The organism is Streptomyces sp. TSRI0107, assembly GCF_001905845.1.
Lineage (GTDB): Bacteria > Actinomycetota > Actinomycetes > Streptomycetales > Streptomycetaceae > Streptomyces.
This window is the reverse complement of the sequence record NZ_LIVZ01000016.1, coordinates 98148-123820: the sequence shown is the minus strand read 5'-3', so window position 1 is coordinate 123820 and position 25673 is coordinate 98148. Positions and strand designations below refer to the sequence as shown.

At 72.5% G+C, this 25673-nt stretch carries 24 protein-coding genes, 1 tRNA gene and 3 pseudogenes; 13 read left to right on the top strand and 15 right to left on the bottom strand.

Annotated elements, in window-relative coordinates:
- Window positions 1-164: 164 nt before the first annotated feature.
- The 7 genes from pheA to AMK31_RS35075 form a co-directional block, all read right to left on the bottom strand.
- Window positions 165-1097, bottom strand: a complete 933-nt coding sequence (gene pheA, locus AMK31_RS35105) for a prephenate dehydratase (RefSeq protein WP_073944797.1) — start codon at window positions 1095-1097, stop codon at window positions 165-167.
- Between the two features lie 62 nt (window positions 1098-1159).
- The gene (gene efeB / locus AMK31_RS35100; protein WP_073944796.1) at window positions 1160-2461 is read right to left on the bottom strand and encodes an iron uptake transporter deferrochelatase/peroxidase subunit; all 1302 of its coding nucleotides are present in this window, start codon (window positions 2459-2461) and stop codon (window positions 1160-1162) included.
- Window positions 2462-2471: 10 nt separating this feature from the next.
- The gene (locus tag AMK31_RS35095; RefSeq protein ID WP_073944795.1) at window positions 2472-4481 is read right to left on the bottom strand and encodes a copper resistance CopC/CopD family protein; all 2010 of its coding nucleotides are present in this window, start codon (window positions 4479-4481) and stop codon (window positions 2472-2474) included.
- 17 nt (window positions 4482-4498) lie between these two features.
- A complete protein-coding gene (locus tag AMK31_RS35090; RefSeq protein WP_073944794.1) occupies window positions 4499-4975 on the bottom strand; it encodes a copper chaperone PCu(A)C in 477 nt (158 codons plus the stop codon).
- The gene (locus tag AMK31_RS35085) at window positions 4972-5622 is read right to left on the bottom strand and encodes an SCO family protein (protein ID WP_073944793.1); all 651 of its coding nucleotides are present in this window, start codon (window positions 5620-5622) and stop codon (window positions 4972-4974) included. Before AMK31_RS35085 ends, AMK31_RS35090 begins: the two co-directional genes overlap by 4 nt.
- An 82-nt stretch (window positions 5623-5704) precedes the next feature.
- Entirely contained in the window at window positions 5705-6448 is a 744-nt protein-coding gene (locus AMK31_RS35080) for a YcnI family copper-binding membrane protein (RefSeq protein WP_073944822.1), read from the bottom strand.
- A gap of 192 nt (window positions 6449-6640) precedes the next feature.
- Window positions 6641-7453 (bottom strand): hypothetical protein, encoded by an 813-nt coding sequence (locus AMK31_RS35075; RefSeq protein WP_073944792.1) that lies wholly within the window; start codon window positions 7451-7453, stop codon window positions 6641-6643.
- A gap of 219 nt (window positions 7454-7672) precedes the next feature.
- Here AMK31_RS35075 and AMK31_RS35070 point away from each other — a divergent pair, with 219 nt between their 5' ends.
- The 3 genes and pseudogenes from AMK31_RS35070 to AMK31_RS35060 all read left to right on the top strand — a co-directional run bounded on the left by AMK31_RS35070 (window position 7673) and on the right by AMK31_RS35060 (window position 9995).
- On the top strand, window positions 7673-8119 hold the full coding sequence (locus AMK31_RS35070; RefSeq protein ID WP_073944791.1) for an ATP-binding protein: 447 nt from the start codon (window positions 7673-7675) through the stop codon (window positions 8117-8119).
- A 75-nt stretch (window positions 8120-8194) separates the two neighbouring features.
- Window positions 8195-9148: an intradiol ring-cleavage dioxygenase gene (locus AMK31_RS35065; protein WP_198948636.1), complete on the top strand. Its 954-nt coding sequence runs from the start codon at window positions 8195-8197 to the stop codon at window positions 9146-9148.
- 24 nt (window positions 9149-9172) lie between these two features.
- A pseudogene (locus AMK31_RS35060) lies at window positions 9173-9995 on the top strand (triphosphoribosyl-dephospho-CoA synthase).
- A 68-nt stretch (window positions 9996-10063) separates the two neighbouring features.
- On the opposite strand, the gene AMK31_RS35055 reads toward AMK31_RS35060, so the two are convergent.
- Entirely contained in the window at window positions 10064-11521 is a 1458-nt protein-coding gene (locus AMK31_RS35055) for an aminopeptidase P family protein (RefSeq protein ID WP_107468817.1), read from the bottom strand.
- Window positions 11522-11620: 99 nt separating this feature from the next.
- Window positions 11621-13072 carry a PP2C family protein-serine/threonine phosphatase gene (locus AMK31_RS35050; protein ID WP_198948635.1) on the bottom strand — a complete coding sequence of 484 codons (1452 nt, stop codon included), beginning with the start codon at window positions 13070-13072 and terminating at the stop codon, window positions 11621-11623.
- 550 nt (window positions 13073-13622) lie between these two features.
- Between AMK31_RS35050 and AMK31_RS35045 the strand changes: the two genes are divergently transcribed.
- Together AMK31_RS35045 and AMK31_RS35040 are read left to right on the top strand one after the other, a co-directional pair.
- Window positions 13623-14288, top strand: a complete 666-nt coding sequence (locus AMK31_RS35045; protein WP_073944788.1) for a bifunctional DNA primase/polymerase — start codon at window positions 13623-13625, stop codon at window positions 14286-14288.
- A 208-nt stretch (window positions 14289-14496) separates the two neighbouring features.
- Complete coding sequence (locus tag AMK31_RS35040; RefSeq protein WP_338013066.1) at window positions 14497-15078, top strand: hypothetical protein; 582 nt, start codon at window positions 14497-14499, stop codon at window positions 15076-15078.
- 254 nt (window positions 15079-15332) lie between these two features.
- Here the strand turns inward: AMK31_RS35040 and AMK31_RS35035 are convergent, their stop codons facing one another.
- The 3 genes from AMK31_RS35035 to AMK31_RS35020 all read right to left on the bottom strand — a co-directional run bounded on the left by AMK31_RS35035 (window position 15333) and on the right by AMK31_RS35020 (window position 17988).
- Window positions 15333-16298 carry a DUF5926 family protein gene (locus AMK31_RS35035; RefSeq protein WP_073944786.1) on the bottom strand — a complete coding sequence of 322 codons (966 nt, stop codon included), beginning with the start codon at window positions 16296-16298 and terminating at the stop codon, window positions 15333-15335.
- 148 nt (window positions 16299-16446) lie between these two features.
- Window positions 16447-16956: an ATP-binding protein gene (locus AMK31_RS35030; protein ID WP_241842826.1), complete on the bottom strand. Its 510-nt coding sequence runs from the start codon at window positions 16954-16956 to the stop codon at window positions 16447-16449.
- A gap of 204 nt (window positions 16957-17160) precedes the next feature.
- Window positions 17161-17988, bottom strand: coding sequence for a glycerophosphodiester phosphodiesterase (locus tag AMK31_RS35020; protein WP_073944784.1), 828 nt, complete (start codon window positions 17986-17988; stop codon window positions 17161-17163).
- Window positions 17989-18219: 231 nt separating this feature from the next.
- Here AMK31_RS35020 and AMK31_RS35010 point away from each other — a divergent pair, with 231 nt between their 5' ends.
- The 3 genes from AMK31_RS35010 to AMK31_RS35000 all read left to right on the top strand — a co-directional run bounded on the left by AMK31_RS35010 (window position 18220) and on the right by AMK31_RS35000 (window position 20488).
- Window positions 18220-19692, top strand: coding sequence for a S1C family serine protease (locus tag AMK31_RS35010; RefSeq protein ID WP_073944783.1), 1473 nt, complete (start codon window positions 18220-18222; stop codon window positions 19690-19692).
- Between the two features lie 58 nt (window positions 19693-19750).
- A tRNA-Ser gene (locus AMK31_RS35005) sits at window positions 19751-19835 on the top strand.
- 158 nt (window positions 19836-19993) lie between these two features.
- The gene (locus AMK31_RS35000; RefSeq protein ID WP_073944782.1) at window positions 19994-20488 is read left to right on the top strand and encodes a hypothetical protein; all 495 of its coding nucleotides are present in this window, start codon (window positions 19994-19996) and stop codon (window positions 20486-20488) included.
- A 27-nt stretch (window positions 20489-20515) separates the two neighbouring features.
- On the opposite strand, the gene AMK31_RS34995 is transcribed toward AMK31_RS35000, so the two are convergent.
- Genes AMK31_RS34995 through AMK31_RS34985 form a run of 3 tightly spaced genes read right to left on the bottom strand, consistent with a single transcriptional unit; the run spans window position 20516 to window position 22382 of the window.
- The gene (locus tag AMK31_RS34995) at window positions 20516-21049 is read right to left on the bottom strand and encodes a DinB family protein (protein ID WP_073944781.1); all 534 of its coding nucleotides are present in this window, start codon (window positions 21047-21049) and stop codon (window positions 20516-20518) included.
- Window positions 21033-21464, bottom strand: a complete 432-nt coding sequence (locus AMK31_RS34990) for a hypothetical protein (protein WP_073944780.1) — start codon at window positions 21462-21464, stop codon at window positions 21033-21035. The genes AMK31_RS34995 and AMK31_RS34990 overlap by 17 nt, the downstream gene beginning before the upstream one ends.
- Before the next feature lie 51 nt (window positions 21465-21515).
- Window positions 21516-22382: a bifunctional DNA primase/polymerase gene (locus AMK31_RS34985; protein ID WP_073944779.1), complete on the bottom strand. Its 867-nt coding sequence runs from the start codon at window positions 22380-22382 to the stop codon at window positions 21516-21518.
- A gap of 369 nt (window positions 22383-22751) precedes the next feature.
- Here AMK31_RS34985 and AMK31_RS34980 point away from each other — a divergent pair, with 369 nt between their 5' ends.
- The 5 genes and pseudogenes from AMK31_RS34980 (at window position 22752) to AMK31_RS34965 (ending at window position 25654) form a co-directional block, all read left to right on the top strand.
- On the top strand, window positions 22752-23078 hold the full coding sequence (locus AMK31_RS34980; protein WP_073944778.1) for a hypothetical protein: 327 nt from the start codon (window positions 22752-22754) through the stop codon (window positions 23076-23078).
- A 174-nt stretch (window positions 23079-23252) separates the two neighbouring features.
- Window positions 23253-24194 carry a bifunctional MaoC family dehydratase N-terminal/OB-fold nucleic acid binding domain-containing protein gene (locus tag AMK31_RS34975; RefSeq protein WP_073944777.1) on the top strand — a complete coding sequence of 314 codons (942 nt, stop codon included), beginning with the start codon at window positions 23253-23255 and terminating at the stop codon, window positions 24192-24194.
- Window positions 24194-24448 (top strand): annotated as a pseudogene (locus AMK31_RS41160) (acyl dehydratase); the annotation flags it as partial. The gene AMK31_RS34975 and the pseudogene AMK31_RS41160, both read left to right, overlap by 1 nt.
- A 6-nt stretch (window positions 24449-24454) precedes the next feature.
- Window positions 24455-24904, top strand: a pseudogene (locus AMK31_RS34970) (thiolase C-terminal domain-containing protein); the annotation flags it as partial.
- A 183-nt stretch (window positions 24905-25087) separates the two neighbouring features.
- Window positions 25088-25654 carry a SigE family RNA polymerase sigma factor gene (locus AMK31_RS34965; RefSeq protein WP_073944776.1) on the top strand — a complete coding sequence of 189 codons (567 nt, stop codon included), beginning with the start codon at window positions 25088-25090 and terminating at the stop codon, window positions 25652-25654.
- The last annotated feature ends 19 nt before the right edge of the window (window positions 25655-25673 follow it).

Genomic DNA, 25673 nt, shown 5'->3' with positions numbered 1-25673 from the left:
AGGGTGACCTGTGGCCCTGTGGACGGCCTTGCCGCCTGTAGGGCGATTTGTCGACTACATCGCACTTCGTTGTCGACTTGTCCCCAGGTCGAGAAGCGGACCTGTGGATAACTTCTGTGGACAACGAAAATCGGCAGGTAGGACCAGTGGGACAGTGGGACTGGCTAGAACCGACCGTCCTGGCAGCGCGCCACCCAGTCCGACGCCGTCGTGAACGCCTCGTCCGACGTCCCCTGCCGAGGCGGCAGCACCTCGCCCGGCCGGACATCCGCCCGCGGGTACGAACCGAGGAAGCGCACCTGGAGACAGATCCGCTTCAGTCCCATCAGCGCCTCGGCGACCCGGCGGTCGGAGATATGGCCCTCGGCGTCGATGCAGAAGCAGTAGTTCCCGATGCCGGCGCCCGTCGGGCGGGACTGGAGCAGCATCAGGTTGATGCCGCGTGACGCGAACTCGCCCAGCAGGTCGCGCAGCGCGCCCGGGTGGTCGTCGCGCTGCCACAGCACCACGGAGGTCTTGTCCGCACCGGTCGGCGCCGCGGGCCGGGCGGGGCGGCCGACCAGCACGAAGCGGGTCTGGGCGTTCTCCGCGTCGTGGATCTCCGTCTCCAGGGCCTCCAGGCCGTACCGGGCGGCCGCGAACTCACCGGCGAAGGCGGCGTCGTAGCGGCCCTCCTGCACCAGCCGGGCGCCGTCCGCGTTCGAGGCGGCCGACTCCCAGGTCACGTCCGGGAGGTTCGCCTTCAGCCAGTTGCGCACCTGGGGCTGCGCGGCCGGGTGGGCGGTGACCGTCTTGATGTCCGACAGCTTGGTGCCCGGGCGCACCAGCAGCGCGAAGGTGATCGACAGCAGCACCTCGCGGTAGATCATCAGCGGCCGGCCGGCGACCAGCTCGTCGAGGGTGGTGGTGATCCCGCCCTCGACGGAGTTCTCGATCGGCACGAACGCCGCCTCGGCGTCACCGTTGCGCACCGCGTCGAGCGCGGACTGCACGGACACGTACGGGATCAGCTCCCGCGTCGCCGCCTCCGGGAGGGTGCGCAGGGCGACTTCGGTGAAGGTGCCTTCGGGGCCGAGATACGCATAGCTGGCTGGCATGACCTCACCCTAATGCGGCGTCTCACCCCATGGCTCGGACGTCTCACCGCCGCGCACCCCGGTCAGCCCTCCAGCAGCCGCTGCCCGACGTACTCGCCCTCCGCCGCCCCGCCCGGCACCGCGAACAGCCCGCTCGCCTCGTGCCGGATGAAGCGTGACAGCGCGTCGCCGCGGTCGAGCTTGCGCTGCACCGGCACGAAGCCGCGCAGCGGGTCCGCCTGCCAGCAGACGAACAGCAGCCCCGCGTCGGGCACCCCGTCGGCGTCGATGCCGTCGTGGAAGGAGAAGGGGCGCCGGAGCATCGCCGCGCCGCCGTTCTGGTCGGGCCGGGTGATGCGGGCGTGCGCGTTGATCGGCACGACCAGGTTGCCCTCGGCGTCGACCTTCTCCAGGTCCATCTCGGTGGTCTCGTCGCCCCCGGACAGCGGCGCCCCGTCGGACTTGCGGCGCCCGATGACGTCCTCCTGGGCCTTGAGCGACAGCTTCTCCCAGTCGTCGAGGAGCATGCGGATCCGGCGTACGACGGCGTAGGAGCCGTTCGCCATCCACGCGGGCTCCCCGCTCGCGGGCACGAAGATCCGCTGCTCGAAGTCGGGCTCGGCCGGCTTCGGATTGCGGGTGCCGTCGACCTGGCCCATCAGGTTGCGGGCGGTCATCGGGTGGGCGGTGGCGCCCGGCGAGCGGTTGAAGCCGTTCATCTGCCAGCGGACCCGGGCCGCGCTTCCCGCGTCCTTCTGGATGGCGCGCAGCGCGTGGAAGGCGACCAGGGCGTCGTCGGCGCCGATCTGCACCCACAGGTCGCCGTCGCTGCGCTTCTTGTCGAGCTGGTCGGAGGAGAAGTCCGGCAGCGGGTCCAGGGCGACCGGGCGCTGCTTCTCCAGTCCCGTACGGCCGAAGAAGCCGTGCCCGAAGCCGAAGGTGACCGTGAGGGACGACGGTCCGGCGTCCCGGGCGACGTCCGTGTCGTCCTGCCCGGCCGGTTCGCCGGCCATCAGCCGCCGGGCCGTCTCCGACCAGCGACGCAGCAGCGCGGCGGCCTCCTTGCGGCCGGCGCCGGGCGCGAGGTCGAAGGCGACGAGATGGCCGCGGGACTGCGTCGGGGTGGTGATGCCGGGCTGATGTTTCCCGTGAAACATCACCTCCCCGGCGCCGAGCGAGGTGAGCGGCGTCGCCGCGGAGGGCGCCGAGGCGTAGCCCACGGCGCCGCCCGCCGCGCCGAGCACGAGCCCGGTGGCACCGGCGGTGCCGAGCAGCCGGCGACGGGACAGGCCGTCCCTCAGGGGCGTGCCGGACGTACCGGGGGCGCCGGGGGTGCCGGGCGTCCGGGCCTCCGCAATGGACTTGTCAGCCGTCTGGTCAGGCATGGTGTGGGGTTCAGCCGATCTGCGCGTTCTTGTCGACGGTCACCTGGTCGATGTCGGAGGTCCGCACGGTCACGGCGATCTTCCACTCGCCCGCCATGGGGATCTGCACTCCGCTCGCCGACCAGTGTCCGGTGGTGATGTGGTCCGGGACGACGGGCAGCGGCCCGATGTCCTGGGACTCCAGGGTGAAGGCGACCTTCACCTCGGGGACGTCGAAGGCCCGGCCGTTCGGCCGGGTCACATAGACGTGCATCTCGTTGGCGCCGGTCCGCGCGGGGTCGAGGTCGACACGGACGACGCCCTTGCCGTCCTCGCCGCCGGTGTCGAAGGGGATGTCGAGGGTGACGGTCCCGGTCGTGGAGGTCGACGACGAGGCCGCCGTGGCCGCCTTGGCCTCCTCCTCGGTACGGCCCGGCTCGGTGGACGTCAGCGCGGTGGTGACGGCCAGCAGGACGACGGCGACACCCGCCTCGGCCAGCACCGAGCGGCGCAGTCCGTACCGGTTCGGGTCGGCGTCCCGCTCCCGCTTCTGCCGCGCGGTGTCGACGGCGGCCCGCTGCCGGGCGAGCTGAGCGGCGCGCTCGGGGTCGGGTTCGGCGTCGGAGGAGGAAGACGAGGCCGACGAGGACGAGGACGCCCCCTTCTCTGCACTGTCGCCCTTCTCGCCGGCGCCCTCCGCCGTCCCGGCACCCTCGGCCCGACGCTCGGCCCCAGCGCTCCCGACCCGTGCCTCGACGCGCTCCCCGCGCTCTTCCACCGCCACGTTCACCGTGTCCGCCAGCCTCGCGGTCCATCGGCGTGAGATCCACGCGACCCCGAGGAGCAGCAGCACGAGCCCGACCTTCACGCACAGCAGCTGCCCGTACCGGGTGCCGGTGAGCGCCGACCAGGAGCCGACCTGGCGCCAGGACTGGTAGATCCCGGTCGCGACCAGCGCGACCACGCTGCCGAAGGCGACCTGGGAGAACCGCCGTACGACCGTGGTCCCGAGCGGGGTCTCCACGGGTGCCCGGTACAGCGCGACGAGCAGCGCGCCGAGTCCGCCGAGCCAGGCCGCGACGGCCAGCAGATGGGCGACGTCGACGGGCATGGCGATCCCGGGCTGGATGCCGGTGGAGGCGTGCTCGGCCATGGCCCAGCTCGCCGCGAGCCCGGCGGCCACGACGACCCCGCCGACGGCGAGTCCGAAGGCGAGGTCCCGCGTCTCCTTCCGGTCCTGCTCGCCCTCGCCCTCGACCCGCCGGGCGAACGCCCCGAAGAGCACGGAGATGAACAGCGCCGCCGCGGCGAGCAGCAGCAGCCGGGAGACGAGGGCCGCGCCGGTCTTGGTCTGCAGCACCTGCCCGAGCAGGTCCAGGTCGAAGACGTCCGCGAACTTCCCGGACGTCGTGTAGGAGCCGCGCAGGAGCAGCAAGCCGAGCGTGGCCGCGGTGAGGGCCAGCCATCCGGAGACGACGAGCCGCTGCACGGCCCGTACGCCCGCGCCGCGCGGCCAGCAGGCGAGCACGAACGCGGCGCCGCCGACGAGCACGATGAACCCGGCGTAGGACGCGTACCGTCCGAGGTCGTACAGCAGGCCGACGACTCCGCCGTCCGACGTCTCGCCGGACACCGTGACGGTGGTCTCGGAGGGCGCGCCGACGGAGAAGGTGAACGCCCCGGCGACGGGATGGCTGTCCGCCGACACGACCTGGTACGACACGGTGTACGTGCCGTCGGGCAGGCCGGGCTTCAGCTTCACCGAGTAGGTGGCGCCGCCGGTGCCGGTCGGCTCGCCGGTGTCGACGCGCCCGCCCTTGGGGTCGAGGACCCGCAGCGCGTCGTCGGACAGCGAGACCGTCTCGGAGAAGGTGAGCGAGACCTGCGCGGGCGCCTTGTCGACCACCGCACCCTGCTGGGGGTCGCTGCCGGTGAGCGCGGCGTGCGCGGAGGCGGGCGCCGCACCGGCGAGGAGCGCGCCGACGACGGCCAGGAGCAGCAGCACCAGGCTTCGGACGCGCGGGGCGATGGTCTGCGGCACGGTGGTTGGTCCCTCCCTCAGTGTCCGGACGCCGGGCGGTACGTCGCCGGCTTCACGGGCATCTCGACCGTGACCGGGTCGGTCCCGGCGAAGTGCAGTTCGATCTCGACCGTCTCACCCTGCTTCGGCTTGCGCTTCAGCTTCTCGAACATCAGGTGGTTCGCGCCGCTCTCGAAGACGAGCCGGCCGTGCGCGGGCACCTCGGCGTCCGTCATCTCGCGCATCGCCGAGTCGACGGTCTCGTGCAGGGTGACCTGGCCGATCTGGCTGGTTATCGAGGTCAGCTCGGCGGCCTCGTCGCCGTCGTTGGTGACGGTCAGGAAGCCGGCCGCCATGGAGTCGGAGACCGGCTGCGGCATGTAGGCGCCGCTGACGGAGAGGTCCGCGCCCGAGTCGCCGGAGCCGGAACCGGAACCGGAGTCCGAGCCGGTGCCGCAGCCCGCGAGGGCCAGCGCCCCGGCGGCGAGCAGGGCGGTCGCCGCGACGCGCCTCACGGCTTCTCTCCCTTGACCAGCTTGGGCAGGTCCGCGGTGTAGTCGTCGACGGTGGCGTCCTCGCCGTAGAGCACGTACCCCGCGTCGGTCTTCGGCGAGAAGGCGATGACCTGGGTGCCGTGCATGGAGACGACCTTGCCCTTCTCCTTCGTCGTCGGCTCGATGGAGATGCCGATGGTGCGGGCGCCGGCCTGGATGGTGTCGAAGTCGCCGGTCAGGCCGACGACCTGGGGGTCGATGCCCTTCAGCCACTTGCCGAGGGCCTCGGGGGTGTCGCGCTCCGGGTCGGTGGTGACGAACACGACGCGCAGCTCGTCCTGGTCCGCCTTGGGCAGCTGCTTCTTGGCGACGGCGATGTTGCTCATCGTCGACGGGCAGACGTCGGGGCAGTTGGTGTAGCCGAAGTAGATCAGCGTGGGCTTGCCCGCGGTCTCCTTGCGGAGGTCGTAGGGCTTGCCGTGGGTGTCGGTCAGCACCAGGTCCGGCTTCTCGAACGGCTGATCGAGGACGGTGGCGGCCTTGTCGGAACCGGTCTCCTCGGAGACCACGGAGACCGGCGAACCGGCCTCGTCGTCACCGCCGCAGGCGGTCAGGGTCAGGGAGGCGGCGGCGAGCAGCGCGGCCGCCGCGAACATCTTCTTGCGCATGTCGGTATTTCCTGGGATGGGAGTGATCCGGCGGGCGCCGGGGCCTGCCGCGGCCCCGGCGCCCGCCACGAGCGGACTGGCCTCAGGCGTTGCCGCGCCGACGGCCGGCCAGCACGCCGTAGGCGACGCCGGCGGCACCCACGACGATGCCGACGATGCCGAGGACCCGGGCGGTGGTGTCGGTGCTGTCGCCGGACTCCTCGGAGGCGGTGGTCTGCGCGGCCGCCTCGGTGTCGTCGGCGGTCTCCTCGGACGCCTCCTCGGCACCGGAGCCGCCGTGGTGGTCGTCCCCGGCCTCGGACAGGGTCAGCACGGGCGCCGGGCTGTCGGGCTCCTCCTGGCCCTCCTGCGGCACCTCGATCCAGCGCACGACGTCCTTGTTGTCGTAGGTCTGGATCGCCTTGAAGACCAGTTCGTCGGCGTCCTCGGGCAGCTGGCCGACGGAGACCGGGAACTTCTGGAGGTAGCCGGGCTCGATGCCGTCGCCCTTCGCCGTCCAGGTGATCTTGGAGACGGCCTCGGTGATCTTCTCGCCGTGCGAATCGATCGGCTTGTCCAGCTCGGTCTTGGTCACCTTGACGTCCCAGCCGTCGACCGGCACGGGCAGCGCCGAGGTCAGCGGGTGGTCGGCCGGGAAGCTGACCTCCAGCTTGATCGTCGCGGCGTTGTCGCGCTCGTTGGGGACCCGGAAGTCCACGATCGCGTAGCCGCCCTTGGCGGCCGTGCCCTCCGGCTGCACGGTGACGTGCGCGAAGGCGGGCACGGACAGGGCGAGGACGGCCGAGGCGGCGAGGGCGCCGGCGGCGGCGATACGGGAAGCCTTCATGGTGATGAGCACTCCACTTCGAGTGAGAGTCCGTTGACGGACGTGATCGCGGTGGCGGACCGCGGACGGTCCACCGCTCGGGAGGGATACGCGCGCAAAACGGCGCACCGTCGAAGACGGAAGTGCGCACGCGCGCGTGCCGCGCGACGGCGGACCCTCCCCACCGCGGGTGGAGTGCCGGGTCGCGTCGCGTCAGGCGGCGAGGGCGAACACGGCGGTCGGCGGGCCGCGCCGGATCACGGTGTGCTGGAGTGCGAGAGTGCGGGGCTCGGGAACGGTGAGCGGCGTGGCGCGCGTCAGCCGCGGGCCCGCGTGGGGCGCGGCCGGGAGCCCGGCGCACAGGGCGCGCACCAGCGCGAGCGCCGCGCGCAGGGAGCGTACGAACGCGCCGTCGGCGACGGTTTCCGCCGACAGGCCGAGGATGCGCAGCAGCGCCAGGTCACCGCGCCGCAGCAGCCAGCCGGCGGTGACGGCCGCCAGGACGTGGCCGAGCAGCATCGGCAGGGACGGCAGCAGCGCGGCCGGTGAGCCCGCCGCCGTGGACAGGGCGTCCGACGGCTGATGGGCCAGGTGCGTGCCGGGATCGATCCGGGCGTCCGCGAGGATGCGCTGGGCCTGGGTGGGGCTGAGGGCCGCGGCGGTGGTGCCGCACACCAGCCGCGCGGCCTGCTGGACCAGCGAGGCGTCGGTCGCGGCGGTCGCCGCCGTGCCCGCCGTGCCCGCCGTGCCGTGCTGCCCCAGTCCGAACAGCATGTGCAGGAGCGTCTGTCCGCCCGCGAGGAGCACCGCGATCCCCGGCAGCGAGCGCGCCCGCCCGGCGAGCGGCGCCGCGACCAGGACGGCCCCCAGGAAGCCCGCGCCCAGCGTCCACAGCGGCACTGTGGCGCACGAGGCGATCGCGTGACCGGCCGCGGCCAGCACGACGCAGACCGCGGCGAAGACCGCGGCCCGCAGCATCCGGAGATCGCGTCCGGCGGGCGCCGGGCGCGCGTGGGGGGCAGACATGGCGGGCTCATCATCCCACTGGACTTACCGCCGCCATACGGCAGGTCCGCAAAATCGCCGACTGACGCATTCGGCCCTACATACACCGATTGGCGCCCTCGGCGCATCCCCCGTATGGGCGGCATCACGTTGACGGAGGGCTTACGGACGGACGCGCGCGGTAATACGTAACGGTATGTCGAGCCGCGGCCAGGAGGCCGGCGCCCAGGAGGCTGGAGCATGAGCATCTGGTGGTCACTCCATCTACGGCGCGAGGCCGCGAGCGTGCCGCTCGCCCGCAGGCTGCTGCTCGGCACGATGGAGACGGCGGGCGTCGACCCCGAGGTCTCCTACGACCTGTCCGTCGCCCTCACCGAGGCCTGCGCGAACGCCGTGGAGCACGGCGGCGGACGCGCCTCCGGGGCGTACCGGGTCACCGCGTACCTCGATGGCGAGAAGTGCCGGATCGAGGTGACCGACTCGGGCCCGGGCTTCACCCGTACGACCTCCCGCCCGGCGCCCGCCCCCGCCGCCGACGACGCGGAGCACGGCCGCGGCATGTGCCTCATCCGGGAACTCGCCGACCACGTCCACTTCGGCAACAAGCCGGGCCGGGGCGGCGCGGTGGTCAGCTTCGACAAGATGCTGAAGTGGCGTGACAACGCCCCCCTGATGACGGCGTCCTGAGCCCCTGCCGCATTCACAGCGCCCTCTTACGCGGGACCCAACTCCCTGACGGGCTGCGCTCCTACGTTCCCGCTCATGACGGAGAACACGACGGGCGCCCCGAAACGGGCGGCCCACAAGGACACATCCCTCACCCGGCGCCGCGCCCTCGCGGTGACCGGCGGCACGGTCGTCGCCGGCGGTCTCGCCGTCGCCGGCTACCAGGCGGCGTTCGCCGGCACGGAGGCGACCGCGTCGGCCTCGGCGAGCACCGGCGCGGCCTCGGCGAGCGAGAGCTGCATGCAGCTGATGACGAGCGTCACCGAGGGGCCGTATCACCTCGACGGCGCCCTGGTCCGCAAGGACATCACCGAGGGCAAGAGCGGCGTCCCGCTCACCCTGCGCCTCACCGTCGTCGACGCCACCGACGGTTGCACCCCGGTCCCCGGCGCCGCGGTGGAGATCTGGCACTGCGACGCGTGGGGCTACTACTCCGGTTACACCACCGCCAGCCCCGGCGGCTCGGCCCCGGCCGAGAGCGAGGACGGCTCCACCGCCGACGACGACACGTACCTGCGCGGCTACCAGATCGCCAACGCCAACGGCGTGGTCAAGTTCGAGACGATCTTCCCCGGCTGGTACACGCCGCGCACCTGCCACATCCACGTCAAGGTCCACACCGGCGGCGAGAAGGAGGACGGCACCTACGAGGGCGGCAAGGTCAACTTCACCGGCCAGCTGTTCTTCGCCGACGACATCGCCGAGCAGATCTTCACCCTGGAGCCGTACGACCGGCACACCGGCACCTACACCCGGCTCGACGACGACATGGTCTACGACGGCGGCGGCGCCGCGAGCGGCCTGCTCACCCTGGAGCCGGTGAAGAAGAAGGACCCGTCCAAGGGCTACAAGGGCTTCCTCACCCTCGGCGTCGACCCGGACGCCGAGAACACCGGCGCGGGCGGCGGCGCCGGCGGCGGCACACCCCCGAGCGGCGCGCCCACGGGTACCCCGCCGAGCGACGCGCCGGGGCCCACCGCTTCGTCGTAGGAGATACGGCCAGGAGATACGGCGATGGACAGCCGCGAGGACGAGGCGCTGGCGCGGACCGCGGTGACCGCCCTGACCGGGCAGCTGGCGCTGACCCCCAAGCCCGGCCTGCCCGACCCACGCGATCGGGGCGCCCGCGGCACCGGCCGCGACCACCGCACCCTGCGCTGGACGGCCAAGGCGCTGGCGCCCGGCCTCGCGGCGATGGCCGCCGCCGCCCGCCGCACCGGCGCGCCCACGCCCGGGCTGCGGGCGGAGCTGGGCGCCATCGGCAGATCCACCGAACACACGCTGGCCCTCGCGGGCGGCGGCCACCGGGGCGCCCTGTGGGCGCTGGGTCTGCTGGTCGCGGCCGCGGCCCTGGCTCCGGGCAACGGCACCGGCCGGCGTCCTGGCGCGGGCCAGGCGGCTCGCCGCCCACCCGGACCGCGCCGCCCCGCGCAGGCCCTCCCGGGGAGCGGCGGTGTCGGCGAAGTACGGGGCGCCGGGGGCGCGGGGCGAGGCCCGCGCGGGGTTCCCGCACGTACGGCGGGCAGGGGAGGCACTGGCCGGGGCCCGCGCGGCGGGGGCCACCGAATCTCAGGCGAGGCTCGACGCCCTGCTCACCGTGATGTCCACCCTCCAGGACACGGAACTACTCCACACCGCGGGCCCGGCGGGCCTGCGCCACGTCCAGGCGGGCGCGCGGACGGTACTGGAGGCGGGCGGCACGGCGACCCCGGCGGGAACCAGGGCGCTGACGGCCCTGGACACCGACCTGCACTCCCGTGGCTGGGCCCCGAGGGGAAGCGCGGGCCTGCTGGCAGGCGCCCTGTTCCTGGACGCCCTCCAAGGGGCGCGGGGCTGAGCCGGCACACGGCTCCACCGCGACAATGGCCGGACACCCGGTCGGTGCCCGGCCATCAAGCGGGAACGTCAGCCCTTCAGCGCGGCCATCCAGGCCTCGACCTCGTCCGACCTGCGGGGCAGCCCAGCGCTCAGGTTCCGGTTGCCGTCCTCGGTCACCAGGATGTCGTCCTCGATCCGCACGCCGATCCCCCGGTACTCCTCCGGCACGGTCAGATCGTCGGCCTGGAAGTACAGCCCCGGCTCCACGGTCAGGCACATGCCCGGCTCCAGCACACCGTCGACATACGTCTCGGTCCGCGCGGCGGCGCAGTCGTGGACGTCCATGCCGAGCATGTGGCCGGTTCCGTGCAGCGTCCACCGGCGCTGGAGACCCAGCTCCAGCACCCGCTCGACCGGCCCCTCGACGAGCCCCCACTCGACCAGCTTCTCGGCCAGCACCCGCTGGGCGGCGTCGTGGAAGTCCCGGTACTTCGCGCCCGGCTTCACCGCCGCGATACCGGCCTCCTGGGCCTCGTACACGGCGTCGTAGATCTTCTTCTGGATCTCGCTGTAGCGGCCGTTGACCGGCAGCGTGCGGGTGACGTCGGCGGTGTAGTACGTGTGCGTCTCCACACCCGCGTCGAGCAGCAGCAGATCACCGGACCGCACGGGCCCGTCGTTGCGCACCCAGTGCAGCGTGCAGGCGTGCGGTCCGGCGGCGGCGATGGTGCCGTAGCCGATGTCGTTGCCCTCGACGCGCGCGCGCAGGAAGAAGGTGCCCTCGATGTACCGCTCGCTGGTCGCCTCGGCCTTGTCGAGGACCTTCACGACGTCCTCGAAGCCGCGCACGGTGGAGTCGACGGCCTTCTGCAGCTCGCCGATCTCGAACTCGTCCTTGACCAGCCGGGCCTCGGAGAGGAAGACCCGCAGCTCCTCGTCGCGCTCGGCGGTGACCTTGTCGGTCAGCGCCGCCTCGATGCCGGCGTCGTAGCCGCGGACGACGCGCACCGGGCCGGTGGCCTCGCGCAGCTTGCCGGCCAGCTCGCGCACGTCGGAGGCGGGGATGCCGTACAGCTTCTCGGCCTCGGTGAGGGAGTGCCGGCGGCCGACCCACAGCTCGCCCTGGCCGTCCAGCCAGAACTCGCCGTTCTCGCGGTTCGAGCGCGGCAGGAGGTAGATGGTCGCCGTGTGGCCGTCGGTCGTCGGCTCCAGCACGAGGACGCCGTCCTCGGTCTGGTTGCCGGTGAGGTACGCGTACTCGACCGACGCGCGGAAGGCGTACTCCGTGTCGTTCGAGCGGGTCTTCAGGTTGCCGGCGGGGATCACCAGGCGCTCACCCGGGAAGCGGGCGGAGAGCGCGGCACGGCGGGCGGCGGTCTCGGCGGCCTGGGCGATCGGCTGCAGGTCGTGCAGCTCGGTGTCGGCCCAGCCGGAGCGCATGTTCTCGGCCAGCTCGTCGGACACGCCCGGGTACAGGCCGTTCTTCCGCTGCTTGATCGGCTCTTCCGTCTCCTCCGGGGTCTCCGGGGTGAGCTCGTCGGCCACGGTCATCCTCCTTGATACGGCACTGGACCTCCCCCATCGTACGGTCGTACAGCTGGGAGCCCAGGTGCCGAAGGACCCGTCACCTGCCGTTGTGGCCCTTCACTCGAACCGCGCCGCGAGCAGGACCACGTCCTCCTCGCTGTCGGCCTCGTCCAGCCCGTCGGGCAGCACGGTCCGCAGGACGTGGTCCACCACCGCCTCCGGGTCGCGCCGCTTGGTGCGGGGCAGGCCGGCCGCCGCCGCGTGCAGGCGGGCGAAGGCGCGGTCGGCCGGGTCGCCGGTGCGGTGCAGCAGCCCGTCGGTGTAGAGCAGAACCGTCTCTCCGGGTTCCGCCTCGATCTCCACGCTGGGCGCCTCCCAGCAGGCCAGCATCCCGAGCGGGGCGGAGACGGAGGTCTCCGCGAACTCGGTGCGCCGCTCGCCGATCAGCAGCGGCGGGCTGTGCCCGGCGCCGGCCAGGGTGATCTTGCGCAGCGCGGGCTCGCAGAACGCGAACAGCGCGGTGGCCGAGCGGGCCGGTTCGGTCAGCCGGAGCAGCAGTTCCAGGTCGGACAGGACGGCGACCGGGTCCTCGCCCTCCATCACGGCGTACGCCCGCAGCGACGCCCGCAGCCGGCCCATCGCGGCAATCGCGCTGGGCCCCGAGCCGGTCACCGAACCGACGGCGAGACCGAGGGCCGCGTCCGGCAGCGGCAGCGCGTCGTACCAGTCACCGCCCCCGCGCGGGCCGGTGCGGTGCCGCGCGGCGAGCTGTACACCGGAGACCCGGGGCAGCCGGGAGGGGAGCAGTTCCTCGGCGATCGTCGTCATGCACGCGCGCGTGTGCTCGACCTCGAGGAGCCGGGCGAGGTGTTCGGTGGCGTAACGGATGTACAGGCCGACGAGATGGCGCTGCCGCTCGGTGGGCTCGGCGGGCTCGTCGTAGACCCATACGGCGGCGCCGAGGCGGCCGGCGGTGTCGGTGGACAGCCGCAGGGCGTAGCTGGCGGCGTAGCCGAGGCGGGCGGCCACCTCGCGGTGGCGGGGGTCGAGCCCGTCCTCGGCGAACAGGTCGGGGCGGACGATCTCGGCGACGCCGCCGGGCCGTCCGGCGGGCGGGTCGAGGAGGTCGCCGTACGGCAGCGCACCGCGCGGGACGGTCTCCAGGTGGCCGAGATCCGACGGGCCGAGGCCGAGGCCGACGGTGCCGCGGGGCGCCAGGCCGTCGGCGGGTTCCAGGACGACGAGTCCGCGCCGGGCGCCCACGAGCGCGGCTCCCGCGCGCAGCAGCTCGTTCAGGGCGTCCGCGAGGGTGTCCGTGCGGACCAGGCGTTCGGTGAGCTCGTGCAGGGTCGTGAGATCGGAGACCCAGCCGGCGAGCCGGTCCTGGAGCAGAGCCCCTGGTCCGGTCGCCGCGGCAGGGACGCCCGGGGCCAGCGACGCGGGCGCGACAGTGTGTGCGGGCGCCGGAACCGTTGAATCGATTCCGGCCACTTTCGGAGGGTGCGGGGCGTTCATGGCGTCCGGCTTTCCGACCGGCGCGTATTGCTCAAAAGCATCGCAAACCCCCATGTCAATCTGCGCCGCTGGCAATGTCTCCACATGTACACGCAGTCAGGAGGAGATGTCCAGCATTGTCCTGGTGGGATTGGTGGTGTCAGTGTGATTTCAGGGACTTGGAGCCGACTCTCTTGCGGAAAGGCAAAGTTGGCTTAAAACTGCCTCGGGTAAGCCCATATTGCGGTCGACTGGGCTTGCTCGACGGAGCGTCACAGCGGTCGTGATGGGTACGTACTTCGGTGAAGGCCAGGGGTGGTTGGGAACCGCCCGGAACCTGGCGACGGACCCGGGCGTCCTATCCACCGACGACCGTGCCCCATCCTCCCGTGGCGGCGGCGGAGAGAAATACGCGGGACGGCAAACGCCACACTTCGCCACCCCACGCCAGGCCCCACGCTTTTGAAACACGGCGGCGGAGGCAGCCAACGCTCGGCCCATAGGGGTTCCCCGCGCTTCGACGCAGGGTGTGATGCGCCAGCAGGTACGCACAGTGAAGTGATCGACACATGATGTGATGTGGCCCACGGTGTTGCCAGGCGTGCAACGGAAAGGACGAGCGCTCATGCGCGAGATCCCCGGAAGGCGACGCAGGCTCCTGTCCAGGCGGAACGACGGGAGGCGTGAACTGATCAGCGCGGCCCTGACCTTCGCGACGGAATGGCAGTGGCCCGTACTCCCGGGTGTGGCGGCCGACCCGCAAGGGCGCGACCGCTGCGGCTGCCCGGACCCGGAGTGCCCGGTGCCCGGCGCCCATCCCTTCGACCCCGGCCTGCTCGCGGCCACCACCGACGAACGCATGGTGCGCTGGTGGTGGACCAACCGGCCGACGGCACCGATCGTCCTGGCCACCGGCCACAAGGCGCCCTGCGCGGTCAGCCTGCCCGCCTCCGCCGCCGCCCGCGCGCTGGCCGCGCTGGACCGCGAGGGCGTCCGCGTCGGCCCGGTCGTCGCGTCCGCCGCCCGGTGGGCCGTGCTCGTCCGGCCGTACTCCATGGAACGGCTGGGCGACCTGCTGTACGCCCAGGACTTCGTCCCCGGCTCGCTGCGCTTCCACAGCGAGGGCGGCTATCTCGCCCTGCCCCCCTCCGAGACCGGACAGGGCCGGATCCGCTGGGAGCGTGCCCCGCTGCCCGGCCCGGCCGCCCCCTGGGTCCCGGACGTGGAGACCGTGGTGGGCGCCATGGTCGACGCCCTCACTCGTACGGGTGTGAGCGCGCCCGAGTTCTAGGGTGTCGGGCGCGCGCGGAACCGGGCGCCCGACATGGATCGTTATCGTCCTGTTCATGCCGCGTCACTCAGGGGGCCCCAGGTCCCGAACGCCGCGCCGCCACCGGTCAACGGCCGCACCGAACGCCCGAAGGTTCCGACTGCTCGCCGTCGCGGGCGCCGCCACATGCGCGGTGGCACTGCCGCTGGCGGTGGCCTACGGAGGGTCGGTGGGGTCCCGGGGCGCCACGAGTACGGCGGAGCCGGGCACCGGGTGGCCCCTGGGCGCCGGGCCGGCCGCTGGGCCCGAATCCGCGCGGGAGGGCGCCTGGGAGGCCTCGGACGCCGAGGGCGCCGGGCATGCCGGAGAGGACGGGGGCGCCGGGGACGACCGGGCGCCGTCGGACCGGGGCGGCGCCGGACCCGACGCCCGCCGCTCCCCGTTCCTCCTCGGCCTCGGACTGTCCACCGCCGCCCGCTGCGGGCCCGAGCTCACCTCGCCCGACGGCATCGAGGCGCAGACCTGTGTGCTGACCCAGAACGAGGAGAACTGGGCGCGCACCTACTACCGCAACGCCACCGGCCGCTCCCTGGACGCCGTACTGACCCTGATGGAGCCCGGCGGACGTACCGTGCGGATCCGCTGTGCCGTCGGCGCCGAGGACGAGCCGGCGAGCTGCGAGACCCCCCGCGAGGGCGGCCGGGGTCCGGTGAGCGGGTACACGGCGGTCGCGGAGTTCGCGGAACGGGGCGGCCGGGGGCCGCTGCTGCTGCGGGTCGGCAGCAACTCGGGGCCACTCGACGGCAGTTGAGGCGCGGCCGCGCACCGGGCGCCGGATCGCACATGGAAAGACCCGGTTGCTGGCGACGGGGGATGCACCAGCAACCGGGCTACTGGAACGGTAACAAGAGATCGGCGGTTCGCAAATTCGATCTCAGGATTGCCTCGGCTATTCGGACACCGACTCCCCCTGTTCCAGGGGGAGTTGTGACACGATTCATCCGATGCGCCGGACCCGGTTCGGCTGACCGGTCGGTCAGCCGGGCCGGGTCCGCGGGGCTCGCGTCAGCTGAGCGTGACCTGCCGGTTGGTCAGTCCGCCGCGCGCCCGGCGCTCCTCCGGGGTGAGCGGCGCGTCCGTGGCGAGGGCGGCGGCCAGGCGCTCGGCGAACTCGGCCGCCGGCTTCTCGATGTCCTCGGCCGAGACGCCGCTCGGCAGGTCCCAGACCGGCACCGTGAGCCCGTGAGCACGGAAGGAACCCACCAGACGGGTGCCCTCACCGAGGCTGGAACGGCCCGCGGCGTGCAGCCGCGCCAGCGCGTCCAGAAGCTGCTCCTCGGGGTGCGGCATGACCCAGCGCAGGTGGTTCTTCTCCGGGGTCTCGCACCAGTAGGCGGCATCGACGCCGGTCAGCTTCACGGTGGGGATGGCCGCGGCGTTGGCCCGCTCCAGGGAGGCGGTCACCTCGGGGGTGGCGTTCTCCACGTCCGGCACCCAGAACTCGAAGCCGCTGTGCACCACCGGCTCGAACGCGCCCTCGGCGTCGAGCAGGTCCTGCAGGCGCGGTCCGTCGGCCGGCGCGCGGCGGCCCTGGACGGGCGTACCGGGCTTGGCCTGAAGGGCTCGCTCGAGGGTGTCGGCGAGGTCGCGGCTGATGTCACCGGACGCCGTGTCGTTCTGCAGGCCGAGCAGGACCGAGCCGTCCTCGCGGCGCAGGGCGGGCCAGGCCATCGGCAGCACCGTGGCCAGGGTGACCGACGGGACGCCCTCGGGCAGGCCGCCCTTCAGGGTCAGCTCGGCGGTGGCGGCCGGCACCAGCTCGCGCAGCGCCACCCAGTCGCACTCGCCCGGCAGCCCTTCGAACGGGCGGTGCACCAGCTCGGTCACGGCGTGGGCCGCGGCCCGGCCGTGGCAGGCCTTGTAGCGGCGGCCGCTTCCGCAGGGGCAGGGCTCACGGGCACCGACGACCGGGACCTCACCGTCGGTGATCTGCGGCCGCGTGGCCTTCGTCTGGGGTCGCTTCTTGGCCATGGTGGGTGTCTCCCGGTGACGGCTCATCTCGTACGTCGGGAGCCTAGCCGTTTGCGCCATGACCGACGGGCCCCTGTGGACAACGCCCCGGGCGTGGACTACCCGGGCGGCGGTGCGGAGGTGCTCCCCCGAGGGCCCCGGACGGTGCTCAGTCCAGGTCGTCGAAGGCGTCCGCGAAGTCCAGCTCCGGCATGGCGGCCACCGACGGGGCGGCGACGCGCGTAGCGAAGTCGTCGCGGCGGTGCCCGGCATCCGGATCATGGACGTCCTCGTGGACCACGACCCATACGGTGACCTCGCCGTGGAGCTCGTCCCGTACGCCCCAGTCGTCGGCCAGGGCCGTGATGATGTTCAGCCCGCGGCCGCCGTGGGCCGTGACCGACGGAGTGGCCGGGGCCGGGCGGGTCGGGCCGCCCCCGTCCGTCACCTCGACCAGGAGTCGGCCGCCCGGATCGACGCGCCACGCGGCCCGGACGTCACCGTCCCCGGCGAGGGCATCACCCAATGGCCGGCCATGTTTGCAGGCGTTGCTCAAAAGTTCCGAAAGGATCAGTACGGCATCGTCGATGACCGATTCCGCCACGCCGCCTCTGCGCAATTGATCACGCATACGGTGCCGTGCTTTCCCCACGCCCGCAGGGCCATGGGGTACGGCCATGCTCGACGACGTGGGCACCTCCTGTGCCACCACCAACGCCACCCCCGAGACCTCCTTCGCCCCACGCCACGGTGTGGATGCCCCATTGGCCTGTACCGGAAACCGGCCGATTCATCTCCGGTGACGCATTCGAAACGATCGAATACGGACCGAACACGCCGGAGCACTACCCGTGACGAAGCTGCGGTCAGGGGCGGTTTTCGGTCAGCGGCCGAGCCGGTCCAGCACCGCGCGGGGGCGGTTGGTGATGATCGCGTCGACCCCCAGCTCCACACAGAGGTCGATGTCCTCCGGCTCGTTCACCGTCCAGACGTGCACCTTGTGCCCGGACTGCCGCAGCCGCTCCACATACCCCGGGTGACCGCGGACGATCCGGATCGACGGGCCGGCGATCCCGACGCCGACGGGCAGCCGCCCGTCGCGCAGCCGGGGCGAGACGAACTGCATCAGATAGACCGTCGGCAGCGTCGGGGCGGCGGTCCGCACGCGGTGCAGCGAACGCGCCGAGAAACTCATGATCCGCACCGGGGACTCCTCCGGGGCGGCCGGCGCGTCCAGGCCGAACCGCTTCAGGAGCACCAGCAGCCGTTCCTCGACCTGCCCCGCCCACCGCGTGGGGTGCTTGGTCTCGATGGCCAGTTCCACGCGGCGCCCGGCGTCGGCGACCAGTTCCAGCAGCCGCTCCAGGGTCAGCACCGACGTCTCCGCGGGGTCCTCCGGGCGGTGCTCCCAGTCGGGGTCCTCGTCCCGCACGCGCCCCGCCGGGGTCCGCTTCCAGGAGCCGAAGTCGAGGGCGGCGAGATCGGCGAGCTCCAGGGCGGAGACCGCTCCGCGGCCGTTGGACGTACGGTTGATCCGGCGGTCGTGCACACAGACCAGATGGCCGTCCGCGGTCAGCCGTACATCGCACTCGAGGGCGTCGGCGCCGTCCTCGATCGCTTTCTTGTACGCGGCCAGGGTGTGCTCCGGGGCGTCTTCGGAGGCTCCCCGGTGGGCGACGACTTGGATCCGGTGCTGTCGTGCGAGGGTCACCGCGTCATGGTGCCACCGGGACGGGGTAGCCGTCGGGTCGGATGGAATGCGGGGAGCCTGCGGGCCTCTGCAAGGCGCCTGAGATGCACCGCTTGTCGATAAAAGATCCTATATAAAGAATGACCGCGGACCCACAGGCACGGCTTATGGTGCCCTGACGGCCCGTGGGAAAAGCTGACGGCATACAAAAACACCGGCACAGCTGCGTGACCGAGCATGAGGAGAAGAGCTGTGAGCACCGAGAACGAGGGCACTGCGGTACCCCCGGCCCCGTCCGCGCCTCCGGTGCCGGTGGACACTCCGGCAGCTTCCCCCGCGCCCGCGCCTCCGGCCCCGGACCAGCCCCCGGCGCCCGCGCCGCCGGCCGCCCCGGAGACCGGCTCCCCGTACGCCGCCCCCGCGGCCTCCGGCTCCGCCCCCGACAGCAGCTGGCCGCCCCCGCCGCCGCCGAGCGGCCCGTCGGCGACGCCGACGCAGACCTCGGCGTACGGCCAGGACGGGCTCGGCACTCCGGGTGCTCCCGGTGCTTCCGGCGGCCCGGACGCCGGATGGGGAGCCCCGTACCAGCAGGCCCCCGCCCCCGAGCCCAAGCGCAAGCGTGGCGGGCTGGCCGCCGCGATCCTGGTGGCGGCGCTGCTCGCGGGCGGTCTGGGCGGCGGCCTCGGCTACACCCTGGCCAAGAACGACGACAGCTCCAGCTCCACCACCGTCTCCTCCTCCGAAGCCGGCGGCGACTTCAAGCGCGACCCCGGCACGATCGCGGCCGTCGCCTCCACGGCACTGCCCAGCACGGTCACCATCGAGGCCGAGAGCAGCAGCGGCGAGGGCGGCACCGGCACCGGTTTCGTCTTCGACACCGAGGGCCACATCGTCACCAACAACCACGTCGTCGCGGACGCGGTGGACGGCGGCAAGCTCACCGCGACCTTCCCCAGCGGCAAGAAGTACGACGCTGAGGTCGTCGGCCACGCGCAGGGCTACGACGTCGCGGTCATCAAGCTCAAGAGCGCCCCGTCGGATCTGAAGCCGCTCACCCTCGGCGACTCCGACAAGGTCGCCGTCGGCGACTCCACGATCGCCATCGGCGCCCCCTTCGGCCTGTCCAACACGGTGACGACCGGCATCATCAGCGCCAAGAACCGCCCGGTCGCCTCCAGCGACGGCACCGGCAGCCAGGCCTCCTACATGAGCGCCCTGCAGACCGACGCCTCGATCAACCCCGGCAACTCCGGCGGCCCGCTGCTGGACGCCAAGGGCAACGTCATCGGCATCAACTCCGCCATCCAGTCCGCCGGCAACGGCCTGGGCGGCACCAGCCAGTCCGGCTCCATCGGCCTCGGCTTCGCCATCCCGATCAACCAGGCGAAGTACGTCGCCCAGGAACTGATCAAGACCGGCAAGCCGGTGTACGCCAAGATCGGCGCCTCGGTCTCCCTGGAGGACGCCGCCGGCGGCGCGAAGATCACCGACACCGGCGCCGGCGGCTCCGACCCGGTCGAGGCGGGCGGCCCCGCCGACCAGGCGGGCCTCAAGCCCGGTGACGTCATCACCAAGCTCGACGACACGGTGATCGACAGCGGCCCCACCCTGATCGGCGAGATCTGGACCCACAAGCCCGGCGACGAGGTCACCATCACCTACGAACGCGACGGCAAGACCCGGACGGTCGAACTCACCCTGGGCTCACGGGTCGGCGACAGCTGACACAGGGCCGCACCCAACCGTTACTCTTGTCCCGCGCCGCCGATCACCGACGGCGCGGGGTGGGTTGCCCGAGCGGCCTAAGGGAACGGTCTTGAAAACCGTCGTGGCGCGAGTCACCGTGGGTTCAAATCCCACACCCACCGCACGGTGAACGGCCCCTGACCGGATGGATCGGTCAGGGGCCGTCGTGTGCCCGAGATGCCTCGACAGGGTCTTCGGGTGCGACGCACCATGAGGGGGAGGCGGCGCCGACGCGCCTGCCCGGTACGTCGGAGCTCCTCCCGATGAAGTGGAGGCCCCGATGAAGCGCAGGATCGCGGTGTGCGGCGCGGGGTCGGCCGCGCTGGCCCTGGGGATGGCGTTCGGCCCGGTCGGGCAGGTCTCCGCCGTCCCCGCGCAGGTCTCTCTCGTGCCCACCCTGGAATGCGTGAGCGAGGACACCAACGGGGACGGCATGATCGACGCCGTCTTCACGGACCAGGACGGCGACGGCTACATCGACACCGCTGCGTACGACCGGAACTTCGACGGGAACGCCGATGAGTTCGTGACGACGGGCCGGTGTATCAGGGACGTGGACTTCGACGGCACACCCGACGAAGTGATCTATGAGAACGGTCCGTACGAAGATCCGCCCGGGACGGATCGGGAACCCGGAGAACCCGGCACGCGGCAGGACGAACCGGAGACGCAGCAGCACGAACCCGAGGACCAGCAGGACCAGCAGCACGAACCCGAGACGCAGCAGCAGGAACCCGCGGCGCAGCATGATTCGGAAGCCGGGCAGGACGAGTAGTGCCCGCCTGCCCGGACGTGAACGTGTTCAGAGCCGCCGCGCCCGCAGCAGCCGTAGTTGCCCGATCTCCGCGACGTTCTTCATGAGTTCGGCGTTCACCCAGCCGATCATGTCGGCGACGGTGTACCGCGGGTCGCTCGGCCAGGGGAAGGGGGCTGTGGCCGTGAGGGACGCGGGGGCCAGGTCGTCCAGTGCGGTGAGCCAGGCGGTGCGCAGGTCGCGGAGCCAGGCCACGGCCGCGGTGCCGTCGCCCGGCCAGGTGACGGCGGTGCGGTCCCGGGGCGGGCGGCCCTGAAGGTGGTCCTGGGCGACGGTCCACCACCAGCCGATATGCCAGGTCAGCCAGCCGATGGTGGGGACCGGGACGGGCTCGGGCTCGGTGTCCGACCAGTCCGGCAGCCAGGTGCCGTCGGCCGTCGGGCGGACGGTCCAGGAGCCCGGCGCGGGCTCCCAGAGGAAGTCCTCCGGGGCCAGCCGCTCCAAGTGGTACTCGAACAGCGCCCACGTCAGGTCGAACTGGCGGCGCAGCAGCGCCACCGTCGCGTCAGAGTTCGTAGTCAACGGCCAGCTCCTCCCAGGCGATTGCGCGCAGCCCTTCGTCCGCGTCGTGCTCCGCCGGGATCCGCGGTGTCGGCTGGTACCAGACCACGGTGAGGCCGGAGCGGTACTCGACCGGGTCGTGCTCCGGGTCGACGGCGGTGGAGTGGAACGAGCCGACGCAGGAGACGGACGGCAGCACCTCGACCGGGCCGAACGGGCCGGCCGGCTCGTCGTGCCGTTCACGCGGGGGCGGGACGAGGTGCACCGGCAGGAAGGGGAAGGCCGTTTCCGCGGCGGCCACCAAGGTGTCGACCTTGCGGTCGTTCAGCGGCTTGCTGGGGTAGCCCTCCAGCATCCCGCCGTAGGTCGACGTCAGCCGCAGTTCGACCAGCTCGAGCGAGCGACCGGAGGCGAGCACTACTCGGGTCAGGGACATGGCGCTCACCCTAGGAGCGCCACCGGGGCGCGGGCCCGGGATTTTCCCCTCTCAGCGACGCTGCCCCGTCAGCCGCGCCGCCGAGGCGATCGTCGCGCGGGCCTCGCGTTCGGTGAGGCCGGTGCTGCGGGCCGCGTCGATCAGCGGGGCGACGAGGTCGGGGCCGATGCCGTTCTCGTAGGCGCGGCAGGCCGCCCAGAACAGGCGGGTGTTGCGCTGGCCCTCGTGTGCGGCGAGGACGAACTGGACGAGGCCCTGGCCGTGCCCGCCGGACGAGGCGGGCGGTGGGGCAGGGGTGCGGGGCGGGGGCAGGAGGAGCCGCAGCAGGGCCGGCGGGCAGGGCGCCGGAGGCAGGCCGGCGGTGCCGGGGGCCGTGCCGTACACGCCGTGCTCGGTGCGGGAGCCGGGGCCGACGAGGTAGCCGCCGGCGCCCCGGATGTCGATTCCGGGGGCGAGGCGGCCGGCCGAGTTGGGGACGACGACGTCCGGCGGCCCGGTCAGCCAGAGGTGACGGCCGCCGCTCGGGGTCAGGACGACGACCGTGTCGGGGATCGTGAACAGATGCCGCAGGGCGAGTTCGCGCAGGGCCGCCGAGGAGTCGGTGCCCGTCTTGGTGTCCAGGTCGATGCCGATGAGGTGGTGCGGGGGGAGTCCGCAGGCGATGCCGTAGCCGGTGGCCCAGGGGGCGGCGGCGAACAGGGCGCGGATGCGCGCGGGATCCGTCGAGGCGTCGTACACGCCGTGGCCGAACCGGCCGCATTCGCCGTGGCAGGGGAGGGGGACGGGGTCGAGGCGGTGGGGGGAGCGCAGGGCCGGGAGCTTCGTCCGGGACAGGGGGATGACGGCCAGTCCGCGTTCGGCGGCTGACAGGGCGTGCGCGAGGGCCAGCGTCGTGGCCTGCCGGTCGGTGGTGGCCATACTTCATGTTCGTACGCACGTTCGAAAAAGGAAAGGGGCAGGCCAGGGCGACGCGCCGGGGCGGGGAGATTGGCCGGAACCGTGCCGGAACGCTTCACCTCTTGTGGCGCTTGGGGTGGAGGTGTCCCGCCTGCCCCGTCGTGGGGCTCCAGTGAAGTAAAGGCAATGAAAGGGGTTTATCGACTTGTCATCACGCTTGAGGGCGAATCGGCACTTCCGGGATGGTTCGCCAGGGATTCGGTGGGCAACTCTGGTCTCGCGACGTCGTGCACAGCACCGAGGTGGTCGGCCAACTGCCTGGGTGAAAGCCGTACTTACGCACTGAACGGCCACAGGCCGGTGCGACATTTGCTTCTGAGAGGAACCAACATGGCAAGCATCCGTACCGCCCGCGTCATCGCCGCCGTCTCCGCCCTTCCGCTCGCGGCCGCCCTCTTCAGCGGCATTGCGACGGCTGACAATGGCGCGATCGCGGACAACGGATCCAGCGCGGCCGTCACCAACGCCATCCAGGGCAGCCTCGGCAGCGGTGTCGGCGGTGACAACAGCGGCAACTCGGCCACCACGCAGCAGCAGGCGATCGGCTCGGGTGCGTCGAACCAGAGCAACACCGCCCAGGTCGACGGTTCCGCCTTCACCGCCGTCAACCAGGGCAACGACAACGTCGCCGTCTCCTTCACCCCGCTGTGGTGGTGAGCTGAGGGGCCGGTGCCGGGGTACCGGCCCCTCGACTTCCGGTGGGTGTTCCGTGGGGTGAGCAAGGTCCGGCTGCGCGGCGGTGCTTCGGCACCGCCGCGCAGTCGTTTCCGCCCTTGACCGGGCCCCGCACCTGACGGACAGTCAGATTCCCGCCGGAGGGAGGGCACCGCAGTGGACGACGACGACCTCGCCGCACGGCTCAAGGCCTTCGAAGGCCTCCGCGCCACCGTCGCCGACCGGGGCAAGGACCCCGTCAACCTGCCCATGATCCGGCACTGGTGCGAGGCCCTGGGCGACACCAACCCCGCGTACACCGGTCCGGACGCCATCGCCCCGCCGACCATGCTCCAGGCGTGGACCATGGGCGGCCTCTCCGGCCACACGAGCCGCACGCGCGCGTACGACGACCTGCTCGCCCTGCTGGACGAGGCGGGCTGCACCTCGGTCGTCGCCACCGACTACGAGCAGGAGTACCCGCGACCGCTGCGCCCCGGCGACGAGATCACCTTCGACACGGTGATCGAGTCGGTCTCCGCGCGGAAGACCACCAGGCTCGGCACCGGCTACTTCGTCACCACGCGGACGGACATCCACGCGGACGGACATCCGCGCGGGCGGCGAACTCGCGGGCACCCACCGCTCCGCATCCTCGAGTACGCCCCGCGCAAACAGGCCCCCGCGCGGGACCCCGAAAGACCCCGCCCGGCCGAACACCGCCCCCGCGCGGTCGTCAATCGCGACAACACCGGGTTCTGGGAGGGCGTCGCCCGCCACGAGCTGCTGATCCAGTGCTGCACCGGCTGCCGGGCACTGCGCTTCCCCTGGCTGCCGGGCTGCCACGCGTGCGGCAGCCCCGACTGGGACACCGTCCGCGCGCTCGGGGACGGCACCGTCTTCTCGTACGTCGTCCTGCACCACCCGCCCTTCCCGGCCTTCGACCCGCCGTACGCGGTCGGCCTGATCGAGCCGGCGGAGGGCGTGCGGATCGTGAGCAACGTGACCGGGGTGCCGTACGACGAGGTGCGGATCGGGATGCCGGTACGGCTGGAGTTCCGGCGGTACGACGAGGAGCTGGTGCTGCCGGTGTTCCGGGCGGCGGGAGAGGCGGCGTGATGCGCGTCGGCGACCAGCTGCCGCCGCTGGAGGTGGCGATCACCCGCACCCTCATCGTCGCGGGAGCCCTCGCCTCCCGCGACTACCAGGACGTGCACCACGACCCGGAGCCGGCCCGGCGCAGGGGCTCCCCCGACGTCTTCATGAACATCCTGACCACGAACGGCCTGGTCGACCGCTACATCACCGACCACTTCGGCCCCACGGCCGTCCTGAGCAAGGTCGCCGTCCGGCTCGGCGCGCCCAACCACCCGGCGACCCATCCGCCGGCCGTGATCGCGGCGGCCGCGCAGGGCGCGGGGCGGGCGCAGGAGCAGATGACCGGCTTCCACCACGGCGACCTGACCGGCCTGCCGGAGGCCCGGGTGGTGGCGCGGCAGCTGTGGCGGCGGTCCGGGCTGGGGCCCGCCGACATCGACGTGGGGATCCTGTACGACCACTTCACCCCGTTCGTCCTCATGCAACTCGAGGAGTACGGCTTCTGCGGCCCCGGTGAGGCGGCCGGCTTCGTCGCCGAGGACCGGCTGCCGCTGAACACCCACGGCGGCCGGCTCGGCGAGGCCTACCTGCACGGCATGAACGGCGTCGCGGAGGCGATGCGGCAGCTGCGCGGCACCTCCCCCAACCAGGTGCGCGGCGCGGAAAGGGTGCTGGTGACGGCGGGGACGGGGGTGCCGACGCCGGGACTGGTGCTCACCGCCGACCGGTGAGCACCGCGGCGCCCTCCGCCTCGTCCCTCCAGACGATCCCTCAGGGGTAAACCCCCAGGCGTTCTCCACCTCTCGTCCGCCTTCAGGAGGTGCGGCGGACCCCACCTCTACAACCTGAGGGGGAGTCGTCTTCGGGACCTGCGGGCGATGAGGACTACACGCTCGCGAACCTAGCGTTGAGCCATGACCACACCCGTCTGCACCAGCGCCTCGGACGCCGCCACGTTGGCCACGCGGGTCCTGCCGCACGCCGCGTACCCGTCGTTCTCGTCGTACGTGCGGGCCCGGCAGCCGGTACTGCTGCGCACCGCCCGGTCGCTGACCGCGAACCCGAGCGACGCGGAGGACCTGCTGCAGACCGCGCTGACCAAGACGTATGTCGCGTGGGACCGCATCGAGGACCACCGCGCGCTCGACGGCTATGTGCGCCGCGCCCTGCTGAACACCCGCACCTCGCAGTGGCGCAAGCGCAAGGTCGACGAGTTCAGCTGCGACGAGCTGCCCGAACCCGAGCCGATGCCCCACGGCGACGACCCGGCGGAGCGCCAGGCGCTGCACGACGCGATGTGGCGCGCGATCATGCGCCTGCCCGCCCGGCAGCGGGCGATGGTCGTCCTGCGGTACTACGAGGACCTGAGCGAGGCCCAGACCGCCGAGGTGCTGGGCGTCTCGGTCGGCACGGTGAAGTCGGCGGTCTCCCGCGCCCTCGGCAAACTCCGCGAGGACCCGGAGCTGGAGCCGGTCCGCTAGACGCCCCCCCCCCAGGCAC

Coding starts and splice junctions, on each gene's coding strand:
- AMK31_RS34980 (WP_073944778.1), top strand. CDS start 22,752: ATGGCAAGCATCCGTACCGCCCGCGTCATCGCCGCCGTCTCCGCCCTT.
- AMK31_RS35045 (WP_073944788.1), top strand. CDS start 13,623: ATGCGCGAGATCCCCGGAAGGCGACGCAGGCTCCTGTCCAGGCGGAAC.
- AMK31_RS35065 (WP_198948636.1), top strand. CDS start 8,195: ATGACGGAGAACACGACGGGCGCCCCGAAACGGGCGGCCCACAAGGAC.
- AMK31_RS35080 (WP_073944822.1), bottom strand. CDS start 6,448: ATGAAGGCTTCCCGTATCGCCGCCGCCGGCGCCCTCGCCGCCTCGGCC.
- AMK31_RS35050 (WP_198948635.1), bottom strand. CDS start 13,072: ATGGGGGTTTGCGATGCTTTTGAGCAATACGCGCCGGTCGGAAAGCCG.
- pheA (WP_073944797.1), bottom strand. CDS start 1,097: ATGCCAGCCAGCTATGCGTATCTCGGCCCCGAAGGCACCTTCACCGAA.
- AMK31_RS34985 (WP_073944779.1), bottom strand. CDS start 22,382: ATGGCCACCACCGACCGGCAGGCCACGACGCTGGCCCTCGCGCACGCC.
- AMK31_RS34965 (WP_073944776.1), top strand. CDS start 25,088: ATGACCACACCCGTCTGCACCAGCGCCTCGGACGCCGCCACGTTGGCC.
- AMK31_RS35035 (WP_073944786.1), bottom strand. CDS start 16,298: ATGGCCAAGAAGCGACCCCAGACGAAGGCCACGCGGCCGCAGATCACC.
- AMK31_RS34990 (WP_073944780.1), bottom strand. CDS start 21,464: ATGTCCCTGACCCGAGTAGTGCTCGCCTCCGGTCGCTCGCTCGAGCTG.
- AMK31_RS35070 (WP_073944791.1), top strand. CDS start 7,673: ATGAGCATCTGGTGGTCACTCCATCTACGGCGCGAGGCCGCGAGCGTG.
- AMK31_RS35085 (WP_073944793.1), bottom strand. CDS start 5,622: ATGCGCAAGAAGATGTTCGCGGCGGCCGCGCTGCTCGCCGCCGCCTCC.
- AMK31_RS35030 (WP_241842826.1), bottom strand. CDS start 16,956: ATGGCCGTACCCCATGGCCCTGCGGGCGTGGGGAAAGCACGGCACCGT.
- AMK31_RS35075 (WP_073944792.1), bottom strand. CDS start 7,453: ATGTCTGCCCCCCACGCGCGCCCGGCGCCCGCCGGACGCGATCTCCGG.
- efeB (WP_073944796.1), bottom strand. CDS start 2,461: ATGCCTGACCAGACGGCTGACAAGTCCATTGCGGAGGCCCGGACGCCC.
- AMK31_RS35000 (WP_073944782.1), top strand. CDS start 19,994: ATGAAGCGCAGGATCGCGGTGTGCGGCGCGGGGTCGGCCGCGCTGGCC.